Origin of the sequence: Paenibacillus sp. Y5S-9 (assembly GCF_036894235.1) — a bacterium.
In the GTDB taxonomy this organism is placed as follows: Bacteria; Bacillota; Bacilli; order Paenibacillales; family Paenibacillaceae; genus Paenibacillus.
Map to the genome: position 1 here is coordinate 1610428 of NZ_CP145887.1, position 16352 is coordinate 1626779.

Annotated in this window: 17 protein-coding genes and 5 tRNA genes; 11 read left to right on the plus strand and 11 right to left on the minus strand. The window is 48.1% G+C overall.

Annotated features, from left to right (window positions below):
• Window positions 1-124: 124 nt before the first annotated feature.
• Window positions 125-2347 (plus strand): Tex family protein, encoded by a 2223-nt coding sequence (locus V6669_RS07015; RefSeq protein ID WP_338592166.1) that lies wholly within the window; start codon window positions 125-127, stop codon window positions 2345-2347.
• A 180-nt stretch (window positions 2348-2527) separates the two neighbouring features.
• Here the strand turns inward: V6669_RS07015 and cmpA are convergent, their stop codons facing one another.
• A complete protein-coding gene (cmpA, locus tag V6669_RS07020) occupies window positions 2528-2671 on the minus strand; it encodes a cortex morphogenetic protein CmpA (protein WP_017690033.1) in 144 nt (47 codons plus the stop codon).
• 181 nt (window positions 2672-2852) lie between these two features.
• On the minus strand, window positions 2853-3209 hold the full coding sequence (locus V6669_RS07025) for a hypothetical protein (protein ID WP_017690032.1): 357 nt from the start codon (window positions 3207-3209) through the stop codon (window positions 2853-2855).
• Between the two features lie 119 nt (window positions 3210-3328).
• On the opposite strand from V6669_RS07025, the gene V6669_RS07030 reads away from it, so the two are divergent.
• The 3 genes from V6669_RS07030 to V6669_RS07040 all read left to right on the plus strand — a co-directional run bounded on the left by V6669_RS07030 (window position 3329) and on the right by V6669_RS07040 (window position 4054).
• Entirely contained in the window at window positions 3329-3790 is a 462-nt protein-coding gene (locus V6669_RS07030) for a SprT family protein (RefSeq protein ID WP_036669054.1), read from the plus strand.
• Window positions 3791-3883: 93 nt separating this feature from the next.
• Window positions 3884-3959 (plus strand) — tRNA-Asn (locus tag V6669_RS07035).
• 6 nt (window positions 3960-3965) lie between these two features.
• Window positions 3966-4054 (plus strand) — tRNA-Ser (locus V6669_RS07040).
• A gap of 222 nt (window positions 4055-4276) precedes the next feature.
• On the opposite strand, the gene V6669_RS07045 is transcribed toward V6669_RS07040, so the two are convergent.
• Window positions 4277-4975 carry a winged helix-turn-helix domain-containing protein gene (locus V6669_RS07045; protein WP_338592174.1) on the minus strand — a complete coding sequence of 233 codons (699 nt, stop codon included), beginning with the start codon at window positions 4973-4975 and terminating at the stop codon, window positions 4277-4279.
• A 107-nt stretch (window positions 4976-5082) separates the two neighbouring features.
• Between V6669_RS07045 and V6669_RS07050 the strand changes: the two genes are divergently transcribed.
• Entirely contained in the window at window positions 5083-5742 is a 660-nt protein-coding gene (locus V6669_RS07050) for a flavin reductase family protein (RefSeq protein ID WP_338592177.1), read from the plus strand.
• Window positions 5743-6101: 359 nt separating this feature from the next.
• Window positions 6102-6773: an MgtC/SapB family protein gene (locus V6669_RS07055; protein WP_017690026.1), complete on the plus strand. Its 672-nt coding sequence runs from the start codon at window positions 6102-6104 to the stop codon at window positions 6771-6773.
• Between the two features lie 64 nt (window positions 6774-6837).
• On the opposite strand, the gene V6669_RS07060 is transcribed toward V6669_RS07055, so the two are convergent.
• Both V6669_RS07060 and V6669_RS07065 read right to left on the minus strand, forming a co-directional pair.
• The gene (locus tag V6669_RS07060; protein WP_338592179.1) at window positions 6838-7734 is read right to left on the minus strand and encodes a Cof-type HAD-IIB family hydrolase; all 897 of its coding nucleotides are present in this window, start codon (window positions 7732-7734) and stop codon (window positions 6838-6840) included.
• Between the two features lie 4 nt (window positions 7735-7738).
• Complete coding sequence (locus V6669_RS07065; RefSeq protein ID WP_338592181.1) at window positions 7739-8515, minus strand: DeoR/GlpR family DNA-binding transcription regulator; 777 nt, start codon at window positions 8513-8515, stop codon at window positions 7739-7741.
• Window positions 8516-8823: 308 nt separating this feature from the next.
• Here V6669_RS07065 and V6669_RS07070 point away from each other — a divergent pair.
• The 4 genes from V6669_RS07070 (at window position 8824) to V6669_RS07085 (ending at window position 9772) form a co-directional block, all read left to right on the plus strand.
• Window positions 8824-8895 (plus strand) — tRNA-Glu (locus V6669_RS07070).
• Between the two features lie 106 nt (window positions 8896-9001).
• Window positions 9002-9077, plus strand: a tRNA-Lys gene (locus V6669_RS07075).
• 17 nt (window positions 9078-9094) lie between these two features.
• A tRNA-Leu gene (locus V6669_RS07080) sits at window positions 9095-9177 on the plus strand.
• A 169-nt stretch (window positions 9178-9346) separates the two neighbouring features.
• The gene (locus V6669_RS07085; RefSeq protein ID WP_036610863.1) at window positions 9347-9772 is read left to right on the plus strand and encodes a helix-turn-helix transcriptional regulator; all 426 of its coding nucleotides are present in this window, start codon (window positions 9347-9349) and stop codon (window positions 9770-9772) included.
• A gap of 111 nt (window positions 9773-9883) precedes the next feature.
• Here V6669_RS07085 and V6669_RS07090 read toward each other — a convergent pair whose 3' ends face one another.
• Genes V6669_RS07090 through V6669_RS07115 form a run of 6 tightly spaced genes read right to left on the minus strand, consistent with a single transcriptional unit; the run spans window position 9884 to window position 14667 of the window.
• Window positions 9884-10855: an urease accessory protein UreD gene (locus tag V6669_RS07090; RefSeq protein WP_338592186.1), complete on the minus strand. Its 972-nt coding sequence runs from the start codon at window positions 10853-10855 to the stop codon at window positions 9884-9886.
• The gene (gene ureG / locus V6669_RS07095; protein WP_017690021.1) at window positions 10761-11480 is read right to left on the minus strand and encodes an urease accessory protein UreG; all 720 of its coding nucleotides are present in this window, start codon (window positions 11478-11480) and stop codon (window positions 10761-10763) included. The genes V6669_RS07090 and ureG overlap by 95 nt, the downstream gene beginning before the upstream one ends.
• A gap of 33 nt (window positions 11481-11513) precedes the next feature.
• On the minus strand, window positions 11514-12209 hold the full coding sequence (locus V6669_RS07100; RefSeq protein ID WP_338592189.1) for an urease accessory protein UreF: 696 nt from the start codon (window positions 12207-12209) through the stop codon (window positions 11514-11516).
• A gap of 33 nt (window positions 12210-12242) precedes the next feature.
• A complete protein-coding gene (ureC, locus tag V6669_RS07105) occupies window positions 12243-13961 on the minus strand; it encodes an urease subunit alpha (protein ID WP_338592191.1) in 1719 nt (572 codons plus the stop codon).
• Entirely contained in the window at window positions 13958-14347 is a 390-nt protein-coding gene (locus V6669_RS07110; RefSeq protein ID WP_076209471.1) for an urease subunit beta, read from the minus strand. The genes ureC and V6669_RS07110 overlap by 4 nt, the downstream gene beginning before the upstream one ends.
• Before the next feature lie 17 nt (window positions 14348-14364).
• Window positions 14365-14667, minus strand: coding sequence for an urease subunit gamma (locus tag V6669_RS07115; RefSeq protein WP_076209470.1), 303 nt, complete (start codon window positions 14665-14667; stop codon window positions 14365-14367).
• Between the two features lie 261 nt (window positions 14668-14928).
• Here V6669_RS07115 and urtA point away from each other — a divergent pair, with 261 nt between their 5' ends.
• On the plus strand, window positions 14929-16179 hold the full coding sequence (gene urtA / locus V6669_RS07120) for an urea ABC transporter substrate-binding protein (RefSeq protein ID WP_338592197.1): 1251 nt from the start codon (window positions 14929-14931) through the stop codon (window positions 16177-16179).
• Window positions 16180-16352 lie beyond the last annotated feature (173 nt).

Consider the following 16352-nt stretch of genomic DNA (forward strand, 5'->3'; position numbering starts at 1 on the left):
TGATTTTGTGATAATATAGGGTAGAGTGGAAGAAACAAATGGTTTAACTATACTGTAATTACAGCAGCAAAGCTGCCCTGAAATGATTGTAACGAACGATTCAGGAAGGAAAGAGGGATTTATTTTGTCTGAACAGGAAACGGTTCTGGAACCCAATGAAGAAACAATAAAGGCAGAACGCCATGAACGAATCATCAAACAGGTAGCCAAGGAACTGTCACTGTCCTTGAAGCAGGTCCGTACAACGTCGGAGCTTCTGGACGAAGGCAATACGATTCCATTTATCGCCCGCTACCGTAAAGAAATGACTGGAGAGCTGGATGAGAACCAGCTGCGATCGATTGAAGAACGCATTGTTTATCTGCGCAATCTTGAGGATCGCAAATTGGAAGTCATCCGTATTATAGAGGAACAGGGCAAACTGACCGGAGAACTGAAGCAATCCATTACGCAGGCTGTGAAGCTGCAGGAAGTGGAAGACTTGTATCGACCTTACCGTCAGAAGCGGAAAACGCGTGCCAGTGTGGCCAAGGAAAAAGGTCTTGAACCCCTTGCTGTATGGATCTGGGGTCAACCGAAACAAGGCGATGTACTCCAGGAAGCTGCGAAATATATCAATGCTGAACTGGGTGTAGAAGATGCGGAGTCGGCACTTCAGGGAGCCAAAGACATTCTCGCTGAGAATATCGCAGATGATGCTGCCATTCGTGCCTGGATTCGTCGGTACACCTTGGATCACGGGATGTTGACTTCAGAAGCGAAGGATGCTCAAGAGGAATCCGTGTACGAGAATTATTATGATTACCGCGAACTAGCCAAAAAGATGCCTCCACACCGTATTCTCGCGATTAATCGCGGTGAACGTGAGAGTATTCTGAAAGTCGGCCTGGACGTACAGGCAGAACCGGCCCATCGCCATATGGAAGGACAGATCATTCGTGGTGCTTCTGCCGTGCAGGATATCCTGCGTGATGTGATTGAAGATGCATACAAGCGGCTTATTGCGCCTTCCATTGAGCGCGAAGTTCGTGGAGAACTCACGGAAAAGGGTGAAAATCAGGCCATATCGGTATTCTCGGCCAATCTGCGTAACCTGTTGCTTCAACCGCCGATTCATGGCAAACGTGTGCTGGGTGTCGATCCGGCCTATCGTACCGGCTGTAAACTGGCTGTAGTAGATGATACGGGCAAGTTGCTGGAAGTGGCGGTGACCTACCCAACGCCACCACACAACAAGAAACGTGAAGCTGCGGAAGTATTCCATCGCATGATCAAGCAATATGATATCGGACTGATCGTCATTGGTAATGGTACCGGATCGCGTGAAACGGAGCAGTTTGTTGCCGAGATCATTCAGGAGAACGGTGATGAAAGTCTTGTGTACCTGATCGTTAACGAAGCAGGTGCGAGTGTGTATTCTGCATCCAAGCTGGCCCAGGAAGAGTTCCCGGATCTGGATGTTGCGGAGCGCAGTGCTGCTTCCATTGCACGCCGGGTACAAGACCCGCTTGCGGAGTTGGTTAAGATTGATCCAAAAGCCATTGGTGTGGGTCAATATCAGCATGATGTATCCCAGAAGATTCTGGAAGAAAGCCTGAAGGCTGTCGTGGAATCCGCAGTTAACCATGTGGGTGTGGACGTGAATACGGCATCACCTTCGTTGCTGTCATATGTTGCCGGAGTTAACGCTACGATTGCCAAAAACATTGTGAAGTACCGCGAAGAAAATGGCCGGTTTACGAACCGCCGTCAGCTTCAGAAGGTGCCACGTCTGGGTGCCAAAACCTATGAGCAGTGCGTAGGATTTATGCGTATTGGTGAGGGCGAGAATCCATTGGATCGTACACCTATTCACCCTGAGTCTTACAAGGTTGTGGATCAGCTGTTCAAGGAGCTTCAGGTTGCACTGGACAAGCTGGGCAGTAAGGAACTATCGGTATTACTGTCAGAGCAACAGCCAGAGCAATTGGCTGTGAAACTGGACGTAGGTGTGCCTACATTGCGTGACATTCTGGACAGCTTGCAGCGTCCGGGTCGTGACCCGCGTGAAGAAATGCCGTTGCCAATCTTCCGTACAGATGTATTGAAAATTGAGGATCTGGTAGAAGGCATGGAGCTGCAAGGTACAGTTCGGAACGTAATTGATTTTGGTGCCTTTGTTGATATTGGAATTAAGAGTGATGGGCTTGTCCATATTTCACAGCTCAGCAACGGATATGTTAAACACCCGATGGATGTTGTATCTGTCGGGGATAATGTAACGGTCTGGGTTATGAATGTGGATACCAAAAAAGGCCGTGTCGGCCTTACGATGAAGAAGCCTGCTTCTGCGCAACAGACTTCTTAAGTAATAAGATTGGAGAACAGCCTTCCCTAACCAGGAAGGCTGTTTGTTGTCGACAGTAATAGTCCCGTTGTTCGTTCTAATTCCTCTAGTAAGTACGGTGGGCAATATGTGCATTTTCTTAAAGTGCGTGTTCAAAAGGCCATCCTTCGTAATCCGATGCAGACTTTTATGAACAACCTCTTAAAGTTCGTTCTCCGCGCTGCGTGGTGTGCCATTTGCTGGTTTGTTACGATAAAAGAACCAGCATTCGTTCAGCAACTTGATTTGCCGGCTGTCCTTTTTGTGAAATGCACGCATCAGTTGATTGCAAAGCCATTGAGGCAAGGGTATCTCCTCCTCTTGCATAATTCATCTGTACGTTAGCATATGTGGCAATAGCCTGGACTGTGCGGGATAAGTGGAGGCCCTCCGGCAAATCAATCTTTTTCACTCAAAAAAAGCACAAATCCCAATTCAGGGAGATGTGCTTTTCGTTCTCATCATTATAAAATGATACTGCGGTGAATTAGAGAGCTTCCATCTCTTCTTCATACCATTGTTCCAATTGGGCCTGAAGAGCCCGGATTTCGGTAAGCAGAGAAATCAAAGGATAATGGCTTTCACGTAGTGCTGCAAAAGATTCTTCAAGCGCATTGATATAATCAAGGCCGCCGATGATAGTAAGATTTTCGTTTAGGAGATCGAGGCTGTCACATTCGGCGATCGCCCAAGGCAGGACAGGGACATCTGCTGCAGTGAGTTTATCAATTTCCTTGTGCAGGCGCAGGTTGAGCGCACTGAGTTGATAGGCGTAATCTGCCGGCATTTCCACGAACTGCAATTGTTGTTCCTGCTGCAGGATGACATAGCGCATTGTAGGCATAACGAGTAATAATCTCCCCTCATACATTCTACTTGACAGTGTAGCCTACGAAACGGTTAAAATTCAAGTATTATGCCGGAAAAACAAATGCTCCGAGGGGGTGCAAGGAGAGGATACCGATGGAAAATGAGGAATTGCAACAATGGATCGAACAGGTATCACTGGATCATTTCGGAGTACCGTTCACCCATGAAGCGTTGTTTAACAGTCGCCTGACCACGACGGGTGGGCGTTATATGCTCAAAAGTCACCGGATTGAGATCAATCCGCATCAACTCGAAGCCTATGGGCGAGATGAGGTTGAGAAAATCATCAAACATGAGCTGTGTCACTATCATCTGCATATTCGTGGGCGCGGCTATCAGCATCGTGACCCGGAATTCAAGGCTTTATTGCAGAAGGTAGGCGGCTCGCGTTACTGCCAATCACTTCCTGACGGCAAAGGCAGAAAGCCGCTGCCATATCGTTATAAGCTGGTGTGCAAGAGCTGTGGTACGGAATATTTGCGCAAACGGAAAATAGATCCGAAGCGTTATCGCTGTGGTCGTTGCGCGGGAAAACTGGGCCTTCAGAATATCTGATGTGTGTATCATTCAATGTATTAGAGAAAGTGATGGAAGGGATGTTGACTTGGATTATTAATCATGATAAATTAATCTTATTCAAGTTAATTTTCCCTGATAGCTCAGTTGGTAGAGCACTCGACTGTTAATCGAGTTGTCACAGGTTCGAGCCCTGTTCGGGGAGCCATTTCTTGGAGAGATACCCAAGTGGCTATAAGGGGACCCTCTGCTAAGGGGTTAGACTGCGTAAGCGGTGCGAGGGTTCGAATCCCTCTCTCTCCGTTCTGAATTAAACTTCTCTGCAAAGGGATGAGAACCCTAAAGGTTCGTCGGAGCATAAGCTTCGTCAGCAATACTTCGCAGTCTCGAACGAAGTGAGAGTACCCCTCTTTCTCCGTTCTGATTGCACAAAAAATCCTCTTCACATTAGACCGGTTAACGGTCAGTGTGAAGGGGATTTTTTGCGTTTACTGATCTTTGGTTATCCCTCGTGTACGCTTCAGCCTAAAGTGAAATGCTCAACATCTCATATAAACCTTTCTTGCCTGCTTCCGTTACTTCGACAGAGCGACTTCCTGTTTTTTGACGAATCCAGTCCAGTTCCGCTAACCGATGTCTGAGTTGTTCCCCAAGCATACCTGAGAGATGATGACGGCGTTCGCTCCAATCCAGACATTTGCGAGCGATGGCCCGGCGTGATCCCGGCTTCATCTGAAGTTCAATTCCGAACGTAGTGAACCACTGTATTCCTTTCTCTGTAACTTGATAATCCTTGCTGTGTGCCTCTTCGGGCTCTGAAAGATACCCCTTCTGTACTAACGCTTCACAGAGCGAGATTCCCAATTTCCCGGCCAGATGACCATAACAGGTCCGTGCATGGCTCAGTTGTTGAAGCTGATTGGATTGTTTGAGAGAACGGATCTGTACAGGCGGAGCAATACTGGCCATCGTTTCAATCAGATTAGCAATTTCTTTGTTTGCAAGACGGTAGTATCGATGGCGTCCTTGTTGTTCAACTTCAAGTAATCCTCCCTCTACAAGTTTAGCTAGATGGCTGCTTGCCGTCTGGGGAGTGACACTTGCCATATGAGCAAGCTCACCTGCGGGCAACGCACGGCCATCCAGTAAGGATGACAGAAAAATAGCGCGGCTTGGATCAGCGATTAACGACGCAATAACAGTAATATTCGGATATACATTCATACTTCGATCATATCTGAACTATTACTGTATTACAATCCAGTTGTATCGTCCCATATGGGTCAGATTGAGCTTATAAATCATTGAAATGGGAACAGGAGAGGTACAGGATGAAAAAGATAACGAAACAGGACTTTGCTACAGAGCAGTTATTCGAGAGTCCGGAAGTGATTCAACATGAAACGATTAATCCCAGTATTTTATATTATGGTACGCCTGTATTGCTGCTAAGTACATTAAATGAGGATGGATCAACTAACCTGTCACCATTATCTTCGTCTTGGGCGCTTGGGGACTGTCTGGTTCTTGGTCTAGGTATACAGGGCAAAGCCTATGAAAATCTGAGTCGACACCCGGAGTGTGTAATTAATTTGCCGGATGCGACTATGTGGAAACAGGTTGAGGCATTGGGTCGTTATACGGGAGTTAGCCCGGTTCCTGAGGAGAAAAGGCAGATGGGCTATGAATATTGTCATGATAAATTCACCGTAGCTGGACTGACATCTGAATCATCGGTTCAGGTGGCTCCAGATAAAATAGCTGAATGTCCGCTCCAGATTGAAGCGGCTGTACAACACATACGTATTCCCGAACATACACCGTTCATGGCGATTGTGGAAGTGAAAGCGGTGAAGGTGCACGCGCACACAAGGCTAATATCTGGACCGAACAAGATTAATCCAGAAGAATGGCATCCGCTGATATATAATTTCAGACATTATTACGGATTGGGAGAGAGACAAGGGGGCAATTTTCGGGCAGAGAATTGACCTGAGTAGAGGCTTTTTATTATAAAAGATGAATTAATCATTTACACGATAACGGAGAGGACAGAAAAAAACTGAAAAAGCGAAGCTAAAAGCTTTCTGAAAGAAAGCTACTTCGAAAGCACACACTCGCCTAAAAGCTTTCTGAAAGAAAGCTACATCGGAAGCATACGCTATCACCGGATTTCCCCTTTAGGAAAGGGAATAGAAAAAATCTGGGGATAACAGCGATTGGAAGGTTGTTCTGTCATCGTAGTGCCAGTGTAAATAATCTTTAGTTCAACTTATATGGTCAGTGAAAGATTGGGTAATAGTAAAGATAGACTCATGTAAGCATATACATAATGAAAGAGGTGATGTGCATGGAAGTGGAATATTTGATGCGTGTACTCATAGCTGGAATATGTGGTGTGCTAATCGGATATGAGCGCAAGAATCGAATGAAAGAGGCGGGTATCCGTACTCATTTTGTGGTCGCCGTTGGTGCTGCCCTGATGATGATTGTGTCCAAATACGGATTCCAGGATCAGGCTGGCTGGGACAATCTGTCCCTTGACCCTTCAAGGATCGCTGCACAAGTCGTTAGCGGTGTGGGGTTCATTGGAGCGGGCATGATCTTCACACAGCGTCACACGGTCAGGGGATTAACCACAGCAGCTGGCATATGGGCTACAGCGGGCATGGGACTTGCCGTGGGTTCAGGTCTGTATTGGACGGGTGCAGGCGTGACGCTGCTTATTGTCGTGGCACAGATGTTACTGCATAGACCTACACGCTGGCTGGTATCCGCCCGAACAGAGACTTTAACCATCCATCTGCAAAATGAGGGAGAGGCCCTGAAGACTGTTTTGGCACTGCTGGGGCAGGAGAAAATCTCGGTCATCGGATTTAAGACAGAACAGCAAACAAGCACAGACTCCGTGGAAGAGACTGTTCTTGAGTTCACGTTGCAACTGCCGGGTTCATACCGGGGCGAGCAACTGATTATTTTGTTACAGGACGTGCCTCACGTTCGATCTGCGGAATTAAAATGAAGAGAACCTGCATGGATCAATAGGCGACCATGCAGGTTCAGTGCTTAATTCAGTATGGGTTCAATTACTGACCTTCTCCGACAATCGTTTCCGGACGAGCCACCGGTTTACCCTCAAGCAGGCACTCGATGGCATGGGCAACACCGTGCTCCACATTGGTTAGCGTTATGGCTTTGGCTAATGCCTGGATTTCGGGTTCGCCATTACCCATGGCGATGCCGAGTCCTGCCATTTTTAACATGGAGACATCGTTGAAGTTATCGCCGATTGCTACTGTATCTTCCATGGAGATGTTCAGGTGAGCCGCCAGTTTGGTGAGGGCATTACCTTTGGATACGTCCGGGTGCTGCATTTCGAAGTTATGCTCAAAGGATACAACCATGGCGACATCGGATCGGGAAGCGAAGTATTCTCGTCCTGTCTTTACTTTATCCGGATTCATGGAGAAGGCCATAATATTATAGATGTAGGCTTCTGCCGGAATTTCGAGATGGCTGTTTACGCGGTGGTAGTCTTTTTTGTCATAGTGTTTCTTGATGGAGCGAATCATGCGTGCAATGTCCTCACCAGGGTTCGAACCAAGAACACGTTCCATCTCGGCGAGCAAGGTCTCATGACTGCTACGCGGGGCATAGATGCCTTGTTGCGTTGAAGCCTCATAATAGACATCATGATCTTCCAGCCACTGCATGACGGAAGCTGCTGTATCACGCTCAAGCGGAAGATGGAATAAACGTTCACCGTCTGCATCATGAATTGTCGCTCCGTTAGAGCCGATAATTGGGGTTTTGATTCCGCCTTCGCGGCTGATGGTCACAACATCGGAATAGACGCGTCCTGTAGCAATGGTAACCTTCATACCGGATTGCTGGGCCTTTTGGATGGCTGCGGCGTTCTCCGGGCTAATCTGGCTATCTATGTTCAACAAAGTTCCATCTAAATCTGTGGCAAATAATTTCATATATTTACAACTCCTTATCATCTGTTGGTTCAGGAATGAGAATCTCAACCTGTTGTTCGGCTAGAAAAACAAGCCATTCTTTGGTTGGCCATTGATCCGTAATCAATACATCCACCAATGACCAGTCGGCAAAACGATAACCATAACGTCTATCAAACTTGGATTGATCTGCAAGAACAACAACCTTCTTGGCAGCTTTCATCATTTGGTGTTTAATTTTCCCTTCCTCTTCGGAAGCGCTGAAGCCATCCATGGTGATACCGCCAATACCGATAAAGGCTTTATCTACATAATAGTGGGAGAGGGTCTCGATAACAGAGGTACCGTAGACATAACGTTGTTCCTTATCTACTTTGCCTCCGAGCAAACGAATCTGGACAGCAGTGTGATTGGAGAGAAGATCAGCGGAATGAATCGAATTAGTAATGACGGTACAGGATTTGCCGTTCAAGTTCTCGGCACAGGCCTGCACAGTCGTGGAAGAGTCCAGAATAATGATCTCGCCTTGCCTTACAATGGCCGCAGCGAGTTTGCCGATGGCCCTCTTTTCCTCAGATACATCGAGTAAACGGTCTTTGTAGGATCTGAATTCTTGCGGAGGAGGGGGGAGAATCGCGCCGCCACGTGTTCGGATAATGGCATCCTGTTCCTCAAGCTTGATCAGATCCCTGCGTGCAGTATCCCGTGATACATCAAACAAGGAGACAATATCATCGGCTGAGATGCGATTGTGTTTGCGTAGATGTTCAACAATGAGCTGCATTCGTTCTTCTTGAAACAAACATGTCACCTCCGAGTGTATGGATGACCGTACTTATACTGATACTTTAATTATAAGTATTCTTAATGTGATTTGCAATATTATAAGTGAACGTAAGTTTTTATAAGTGTTTTAATGAATGATTTACATTTTTCCTGCATAGTGATGACATTGGCATGAATAGGGGAGGTGGCGAATAACGGGGCTCTGAAGAACAGTATGCAATGGACAAAAAGGCTCGAAAAATAAATTTCAAAAAAAGTATTGCAAGTTCAAATTGTCCTGTGGTATAATCATTCTTGTCGCCAAGAAAGACAACTTGTTATTAAGGCCCGTTGGTCAAGGGGTTAAGACACCTCCCTTTCACGGAGGTAACAGGGGTTCGAATCCCCTACGGGTCATATCTTCACCACCTCATGAGATCTACATTTTCGATGAGTAATCCTCAAAGTCATTGCTCTTATAGACAAGAATGAAGCATGGCACATCCGGTGAAGTTTACAGCAAGAGCCATTAGCTCAGTTGGTAGAGCACCTGACTTTTAATCAGGGTGTCGAAGGTTCGAGCCCTTCATGGCTCACCATTTTTACAATTGAATATGCGGTCGTGGTGGAATGGCAGACACGCTATCTTGAGGGGGTAGTGGGTGTATACCCGTGGAGGTTCGAGTCCTCTCGACCGCATCACAGCAACAACATAAGATAGACTTCTATGATCATTCATGGGAGTCTATCTTTGTGTTATACGATATACATCATTCTGTGCCAGGCATATAAAGGCTGAGCATTCAGGAATAATGTGGTATAATTTAAGCAGATGAGTTGATTATTACGGTTGGAAGGCGGTTCTTGTATGCAGTCGATCTATGAGCGAATTGAACACCTGATTGCCGAACGAGGAATGACCAAGAAGGCTTTCTGCCAACAGCTGAAGATTAGCACAGGCAATCTGGGTGATTGGAAACGTGGCAAGTCTATTCCGAGTACGAATAAATTAATTGAGATTGCTTCGTTTTTTGATGTGAGCCTTGACTGGCTCATGATTGGACGTCCATCGAAGGAAGCGATGGTTCGGGAAAAACGGGAGGATTATTTTTTTGACGTTTTGCGGCAATTGAATTGCCAAGAAAGTGAATTATCGACTGTGGAACAGTCTTTTATCAGCGAATATATTGAGTTCACCCGTTACCGCAAATCGAAAGAAAGTAAGGATGCAGGTGACTATCGCTATAAACCTGAGAACAAATCAGAGAACGATTCTGAGGAAAACGAAGCGTAAGTGATATGAGCAGCATCCATAGACTGAATGTACAAAAACCTCTGGACTAATCCGAACACACTCGGAGACAGTTCAGAGGTTTTTTGTATTAACCATGCATGCTTCATGCCCTTATTTACGAAAGACAAGAGTTTCTTTACCCAGCAGATGGGGGCGGAGTGTGTTCCAGATCTGAAGACACTGCTCCTGAAGCTCCCAGGCTGCCATGCCAAGGAGTCGAACGCCGATGCCTCCAGTTGCCAGCAAACTTGCCCCTGCAAGCATTCGTCCATCTGGTGGCAGAGCGGATCTGACTTGCTCCAACTCCGCAGTACCAAGCCCCGGTGCGATCATCCACAACGCAGCGGTATGGGTATAGTGAAGGAGAGACGCGGAGTGTTTGGGATCATCGGTATCCGGTTCGAGTCCGAATCGATCCCAGACAGCCAGTTGTTCACCTTGCCATATCTCCGTCAAGCTACGGTAACGCTCGAATTGGAAAACTTCTCCCCGATGAATCCGTCCGGCAGACCAGATATCTGCATAGGCCAAGATTGCCCTTTCTTCCAGCTCAAAGGTTACAGCGAGCGAAGAAGAACTTCCTTTGAAGGGAATGACGCATTCAGGAAAGTATTCCAGCGTGGCCCCTTTTCCCAACCGAAAGTAATGATTAACGGATGAGGGAATGGAAGGTGTAGGATGAAGTCTGGTAGCAGATGTGCTGCTCAGCATGACATGGGTGCTTTCACCTAATTCCCACTCGGAATGATAATGATCCCCGTTAAGGACTCCGGGAGAGACGTCTGACGTGTACACACATAATTCGGTTCCGCCTCCGGGAGGTCGAAAGGATCGGCTAAACCGGAGCGGTGCGCTGTAATAACGATCAGTCATGACAGTCCGGTCGCCTTGAAAGGCAAAAGTGGCCCGAAGCTCGCTGCGGCGTGTGACGGGCGCACCTGCACTTTCATTCCCATTTATCTCTGTTCCCGTGGGGACAGAAGATAAATTAATGCGAGTGAGTGCCATGTTCATGGCTGTGTGAATGCAGATGTGCAGCGGAAGCATCGTCATCCATATATTGATGTTCAAGCCAGTGGACAATCTCGGATACACCTTCACCGCTCATTAGATTAGACATGACATAAGGGCGGCCTTCGCGTACCCGCTCGGTATCATTTTTCATAACTTCCAGGCTTGCTCCAACGTAAGGGGCAAGGTCGGTTTTGTTGATTAACAGCAGATCTGAACGTGTGATGCCGGGACCGCCTTTGCGAGGAAGTTTCTCCCCTTGGGCAACGTCGATAATGTAGATGAACACATCAGCGAGTTCCGGACTGAATGCAGCAGAGAGATTGTCGCCGCCACTCTCGATGAAGATCAGTTGCAGATCCGGGAAGCGTTCAATCAACTCGTCAACTGCTTCGAAATTCATGGAGGCATCCTCACGAATAGCCGTGTGCGGGCATCCGCCTGTCTCTACGCCGATAATGCGCTCTGGTGCCAGTGCATTCTGACGCAGCAAGATTTCGGCATCTTCCTTGGTATAAATGTCATTCGTGATGACAGCAAGGCTATAACGTGTACGCAGTGCCTTGGACAGCTTCTCCACAAGGGCTGTTTTACCTGAGCCTACCGGTCCACCAATTCCAATTCGCATTGGACGACTCCGATCAAATGCCTTACGTTCCCACTCTGGATGATGCGTATGATTAGCTCCTCCACACATAACAATTCCTCCTTGGTTAGATAAAAGTTGTAGTTAAGACATAAACAGCCGCGCGGGTAAGGTCTCATGCCGCATGGCGTAGATTTCCTGGGCGATTCCGAAGCTGTGCATATCTTCCGGGTCATTTTCCCGAATGAGCGCCCATTCCGCTTCGATATCATCAAGCAGTTTCTGAATCAACATCTGCGCTTCGGTTTGTCCGATGGGCAGCAGGCGAAGTGCGCTGTTCACATAAGCGTTCACCGAGGTATACAGATGCCCGGTAACGGCTTCATCCAATTCAATCTCCAACTGATAGTTGATATAACCGTGAATGGTCGTGATGTCGCAATACGCGCCATGTTCCCGGATGGCCTTATCAATCAGGGAAAAGTCCATCCATGGATAGAGTGAACGGGCCAGCTTGAGCAGTCGTTTTCCCATTTTGTGGCCGCTTTCCCTGAGTTCCCGAGGGGAGCGCTGGGCGTGGACACGTTTATCATACAGGGCAAGTAGAGCGGCATCTTGCTGTTTTATCGCCTGATAGACGCCTTTGATGGCAAGACCATCTAGTCGTACAAGACTGGAGTGAAGCTGGCTGCGAATAAACTGTTCAAGCTGCGCGGTATTCCGCACGGTGCCATCATGCGTGTAAGCTTCCAGACCGAAGGAATGGGAGAAACCACCGATGGGCAGGGCCGAATCCAGCAGCTGAACATAACGGAGTAGCTTCGTGCCACTGTTCATCATGAGTGCCCCCTTATCAGCTAATCCGTATTTCTATCAAAACATAAAGTACCGCTGTGCCATAGGCAACTCGTCTGCGGGTTCACAGGTGAGAAGCTCGCCGTCGGCGCGTACCTCATAGGTTTCGGGATCGACTTCAATGACAGGGGTGACGTCGTTATGAATCATGTCTTTTTTACTGACCGAGCGACAGCCCTTGACGGGTTCAACCCGCTTTTTCAGGCCCAATGACTCTTTGATCCCCGCATCTGCTGCGGCTTGGGAGACAAAGGTGATGGATCCGCTGGCAATGGCGCTCCCATAAGCTCCGAACATGGGTCTGCCAAATACCGGCTGAGGTGTCGGGATGGATGCATTGGGATCACCCATCTGGGCGAATGTAATCATGCCACCCTTGATGACAATCTCGGGTTTAACACCGAAGTAAGCCGGTTTCCATATGATTAGATCGGCCAGCTTTCCAACTTCCACCGAACCGACGAGATGACCGATTCCGTGTGCGATAGCTGGATTGATGGTGTATTTGGCGACATATCTCTTGATCCGATCGTTATCGGAGGGTGAATCCGGGTTGAGTTCAAGTTTACCGCGCTGTTTTTTCATTTTGTCGGCTGTCTGCCACGTACGGATAATGACTTCGCCCACTCGGCCCATGGCCTGTGAATCGGAACTGATGATGCTGAACACGCCAAGATCATGCAAAATGTCTTCGGCTGCGATGGTTTCGGGACGAATCCGCGAATCCGCAAAAGCGACATCTTCCGGGATGGAAGGGTCCAGGTGATGACACACCATCAACATATCGAGATGCTCTTCTACAGTGTTGCGTGTGTACGGTCGTGTTGGGTTGGTTGATGAGGGGATAACGTAGGACTCCCCAGCGGCACGGATGATATCCGGTGCGTGTCCGCCACCAGCGCCTTCCGTATGGTACGTGTGGATCGTCCGGCCGTTGATCGCAGCCAGGGTGTTTTCGAGAAATCCGGTTTCGTTCAGTGTATCGGTATGGATAGCCACTTGAACATCATGTTCCCCGGCGGCAGTAAGACAAGCGTCGATAGCGCTCGGGGTAGTGCCCCAATCTTCATGCAGCTTCAGGCCGATTACCCCAGCTTCAATCTGTTCAATTAAAGGTGCGGTACTGGAACTGTTGCCTTTGCCAAGGTAACCGATGTTCATGGGAAAAGCCTCTGCCGATTCTAACATCCGGTGGATGTGCCAGGCTCCTGGTGTGCAGGTGGTGGCTTTGGTTCCTGTTGCGGGTCCTGTTCCGCCGCCGATCATGGTCGTGACCCCGGAGGATAATGCAGTCTGAATCTGCTGTGGGCAGATGAAATGAATATGGGTATCAATGCCGCCAGCAGTTACAATCATGCCTTCACCGGCGATGATTTCGGTGGAAGCACCGATGACCAGTGCGGGATGAACGCCATCCATTGTATCCGGGTTACCGGATTTGCCGATGCCGCAGATGTGACCATCCCGAATGCCGATATCCGCTTTTACAATGCCCCAATGATCGATAATGATAGCGTTGGTGATAACAGTATCAGGAGTGCCGTCACTTCGCAGAGCAGTCGTAGACTGGCCCATCCCGTCGCGGATAACCTTGCCGCCCCCGAACTTGCTCTCATCTCCGTATACGGCATAATCATGTTCAATCTCTGCCCATAGTTCGGTATCTGCAAGTCTTACGGCATCGCCGGTTGTCGGTCCAAACATGGACGCGTACTGTTCACGGCTCATTCGTTTCATGAAGATTCACCCCCATCTTGTATGGGAGGAGAGAACGTCTTCAGGAATGCCTCCAGTTTCAGTGGATCAGGAGCTTGATCCGCAGAGCCTTCGGTTAATCCGTTGAACCCGTGAATCTGGCGTTTGCCGCCAAAGGTTGTGAGTTCAACAGGTTTCTCTTCACCAGGTTCGAAGCGGACTGCGGTGCCTGCCGGAATGTGCAGGCGATGTCCAAAAGCTGACGTGCGATCAAAGTCCAGTGCTGCATTAACTTCATAAAAGTGAACGTGAGAGCCGACCTGGACGGGGCGGTCGCCGCGGTTAAGGACAATGAGTCGTAGGGTTAAACGATCCGGATGACAGATGATGTCGTCATCTGGCTTCAAACGGTATTCACCAGGAATCATGGTTTCTCCTGCCTTTCTCAGCGTATAGGTTCGTGTACAGTAACCAGTTTCGTACCGTCAGGGAATGTGGCTTCTACCTGTACTTCAGGAATCATATCGGGAACACCATCCATACAGTCTTCACGTGTCAGGATGGTGCCTCCGTATCTCATTAATTCGGCAACACTCATTCCATCCCGTGCTCGTTCCATCAGTTCGGAGGTCAACAAGGCGATGGCTTCGGGAACATTCAACTTGAGTCCGCGTGCTCTTCGTTCACGGGCGAGGTTAGCGGCCACGGTAATCAGGAGTTTTTCCTTTTCCTGCTCAGTCCAGTGCAAGGCAATCCGACCTTTCGCTTATAATGTCTGATATGTTCATGGATCATGTTATATGTTAAATATACTCACACAGGGTGAATCCTTTGTCAATAAGCTTCAAGGCATATTAGCAGTATGCATGAAACGAGTAGGCATGAAATAAAATTATGTAAGCTATATTGACATGAAGAGTGTAACCCTCCATAATTTGGATCAACGAACATTTCGGATGCAAATGACCTTAATGTTCGTCAATAGACTAAAAAAAGGGAGTGTAGGCTATTGAAGAAGAGGTCGGTCAAGTTATGGAGTATTTTGCTCGGTGTGGTCATTGTGATGACAGGATGTGTGGAGGGCACTGCGCCGCCTGAAGCTTCGGGTTCAGGTGGTACAGTAGAGCCGGCTGCCTCCGGTGATACGATTAAAGTTGGCATTCTTCACTCTCTCAGCGGAACGATGGCGATCAGTGAGGTATCTGTTAAAGATGCCGAGATGCTTGCTATTGAAGAGATCAACGCCGCGGGCGGAGTTTTGGGTAAACAGATCGAGCCTGTAATTGAGGATGGTGCTTCGGATTGGCCTACTTTTGCGGAGAAAGCTGGGAAGTTACTGCAACAGGATAAGGTCGCTGCTGTATTTGGTGGATGGACCTCTGCAAGTCGCAAGGCTATGCTCCCAGTGTTCGAACAGAACAAAGGTCTGTTATTTTACCCGGTACAATATGAAGGATTGGAATCATCGCCAAATATTTTTTATACAGGAGCAACAACCAATCAGCAGATCGTTCCATCTGTAACCTGGTTACTGGAGAACAGGGGCAAGACGTTTTATCTGCTCGGTTCAGATTATGTATTTCCGAAAACGGCCAATCAGGTCATTAAGGCACAACTCGCAGCAGAGGGCGGCGAAGTGGTGGGTGAAGAATACACACCGCTGGGCCATACCGATTACAGTACCATCATAAGCAAAATCAAGGCTGCGAAGCCGGATATTGTATACAATACGCTGAACGGAGATAGCAATGTGGCTTTCTTCAAACAATTGAAGGATGCCGGAATCTCCTTGGATCAGATGACAACCCTCTCGGTAAGTGTGGCGGAAGAAGAAATCCGTGGTATTGGCGCAGACGTATTGAAGGGGCATCTGGCTTCGTGGAATTATTATCAGACAACCGATACACCTGAAAATGCTACATTTGTTGCCAAGTACAAAGAAAAATACGGTGCTGATCGAGTGACAGCTGATCCGATTGAAGCGGGATATGTGGCGGTTTATCTCTGGAAAGCGGCGGTGGAAAAAGCAGGATCAACCGACGTGGAGAAGGTGAAGGCAGCTGCCAAGGGTCTGGAGTTTGATGCCCCGGAAGGTAAGGTAACCGTGGATGGAGAGAATCAGCATATCTACAAAACCGTACGGATCGGTGAAGTGCAGGAAGATGGGCAGTTCAAGGAATTGTGGAATTCTGGTGCGCCTGTCAAGCCGGACCCTTATCTGAAAACGTATGAATGGGGAGCTTCCCTCAGCGCTAAATAACATAGAAACCTCGCAATAAAACAGGCAACTCGATTCAATGCAGCCGAAACATAAACGAGGGTGTGACAACACATCCTCTCACCGTATCGCGGTAAAGCGTTACTGTGATGTGAGAAGTGTTGCTGCCGCTAATTTAAGTTGTGAAATGTCGAGAGTCACGGTATGGAGGAGGG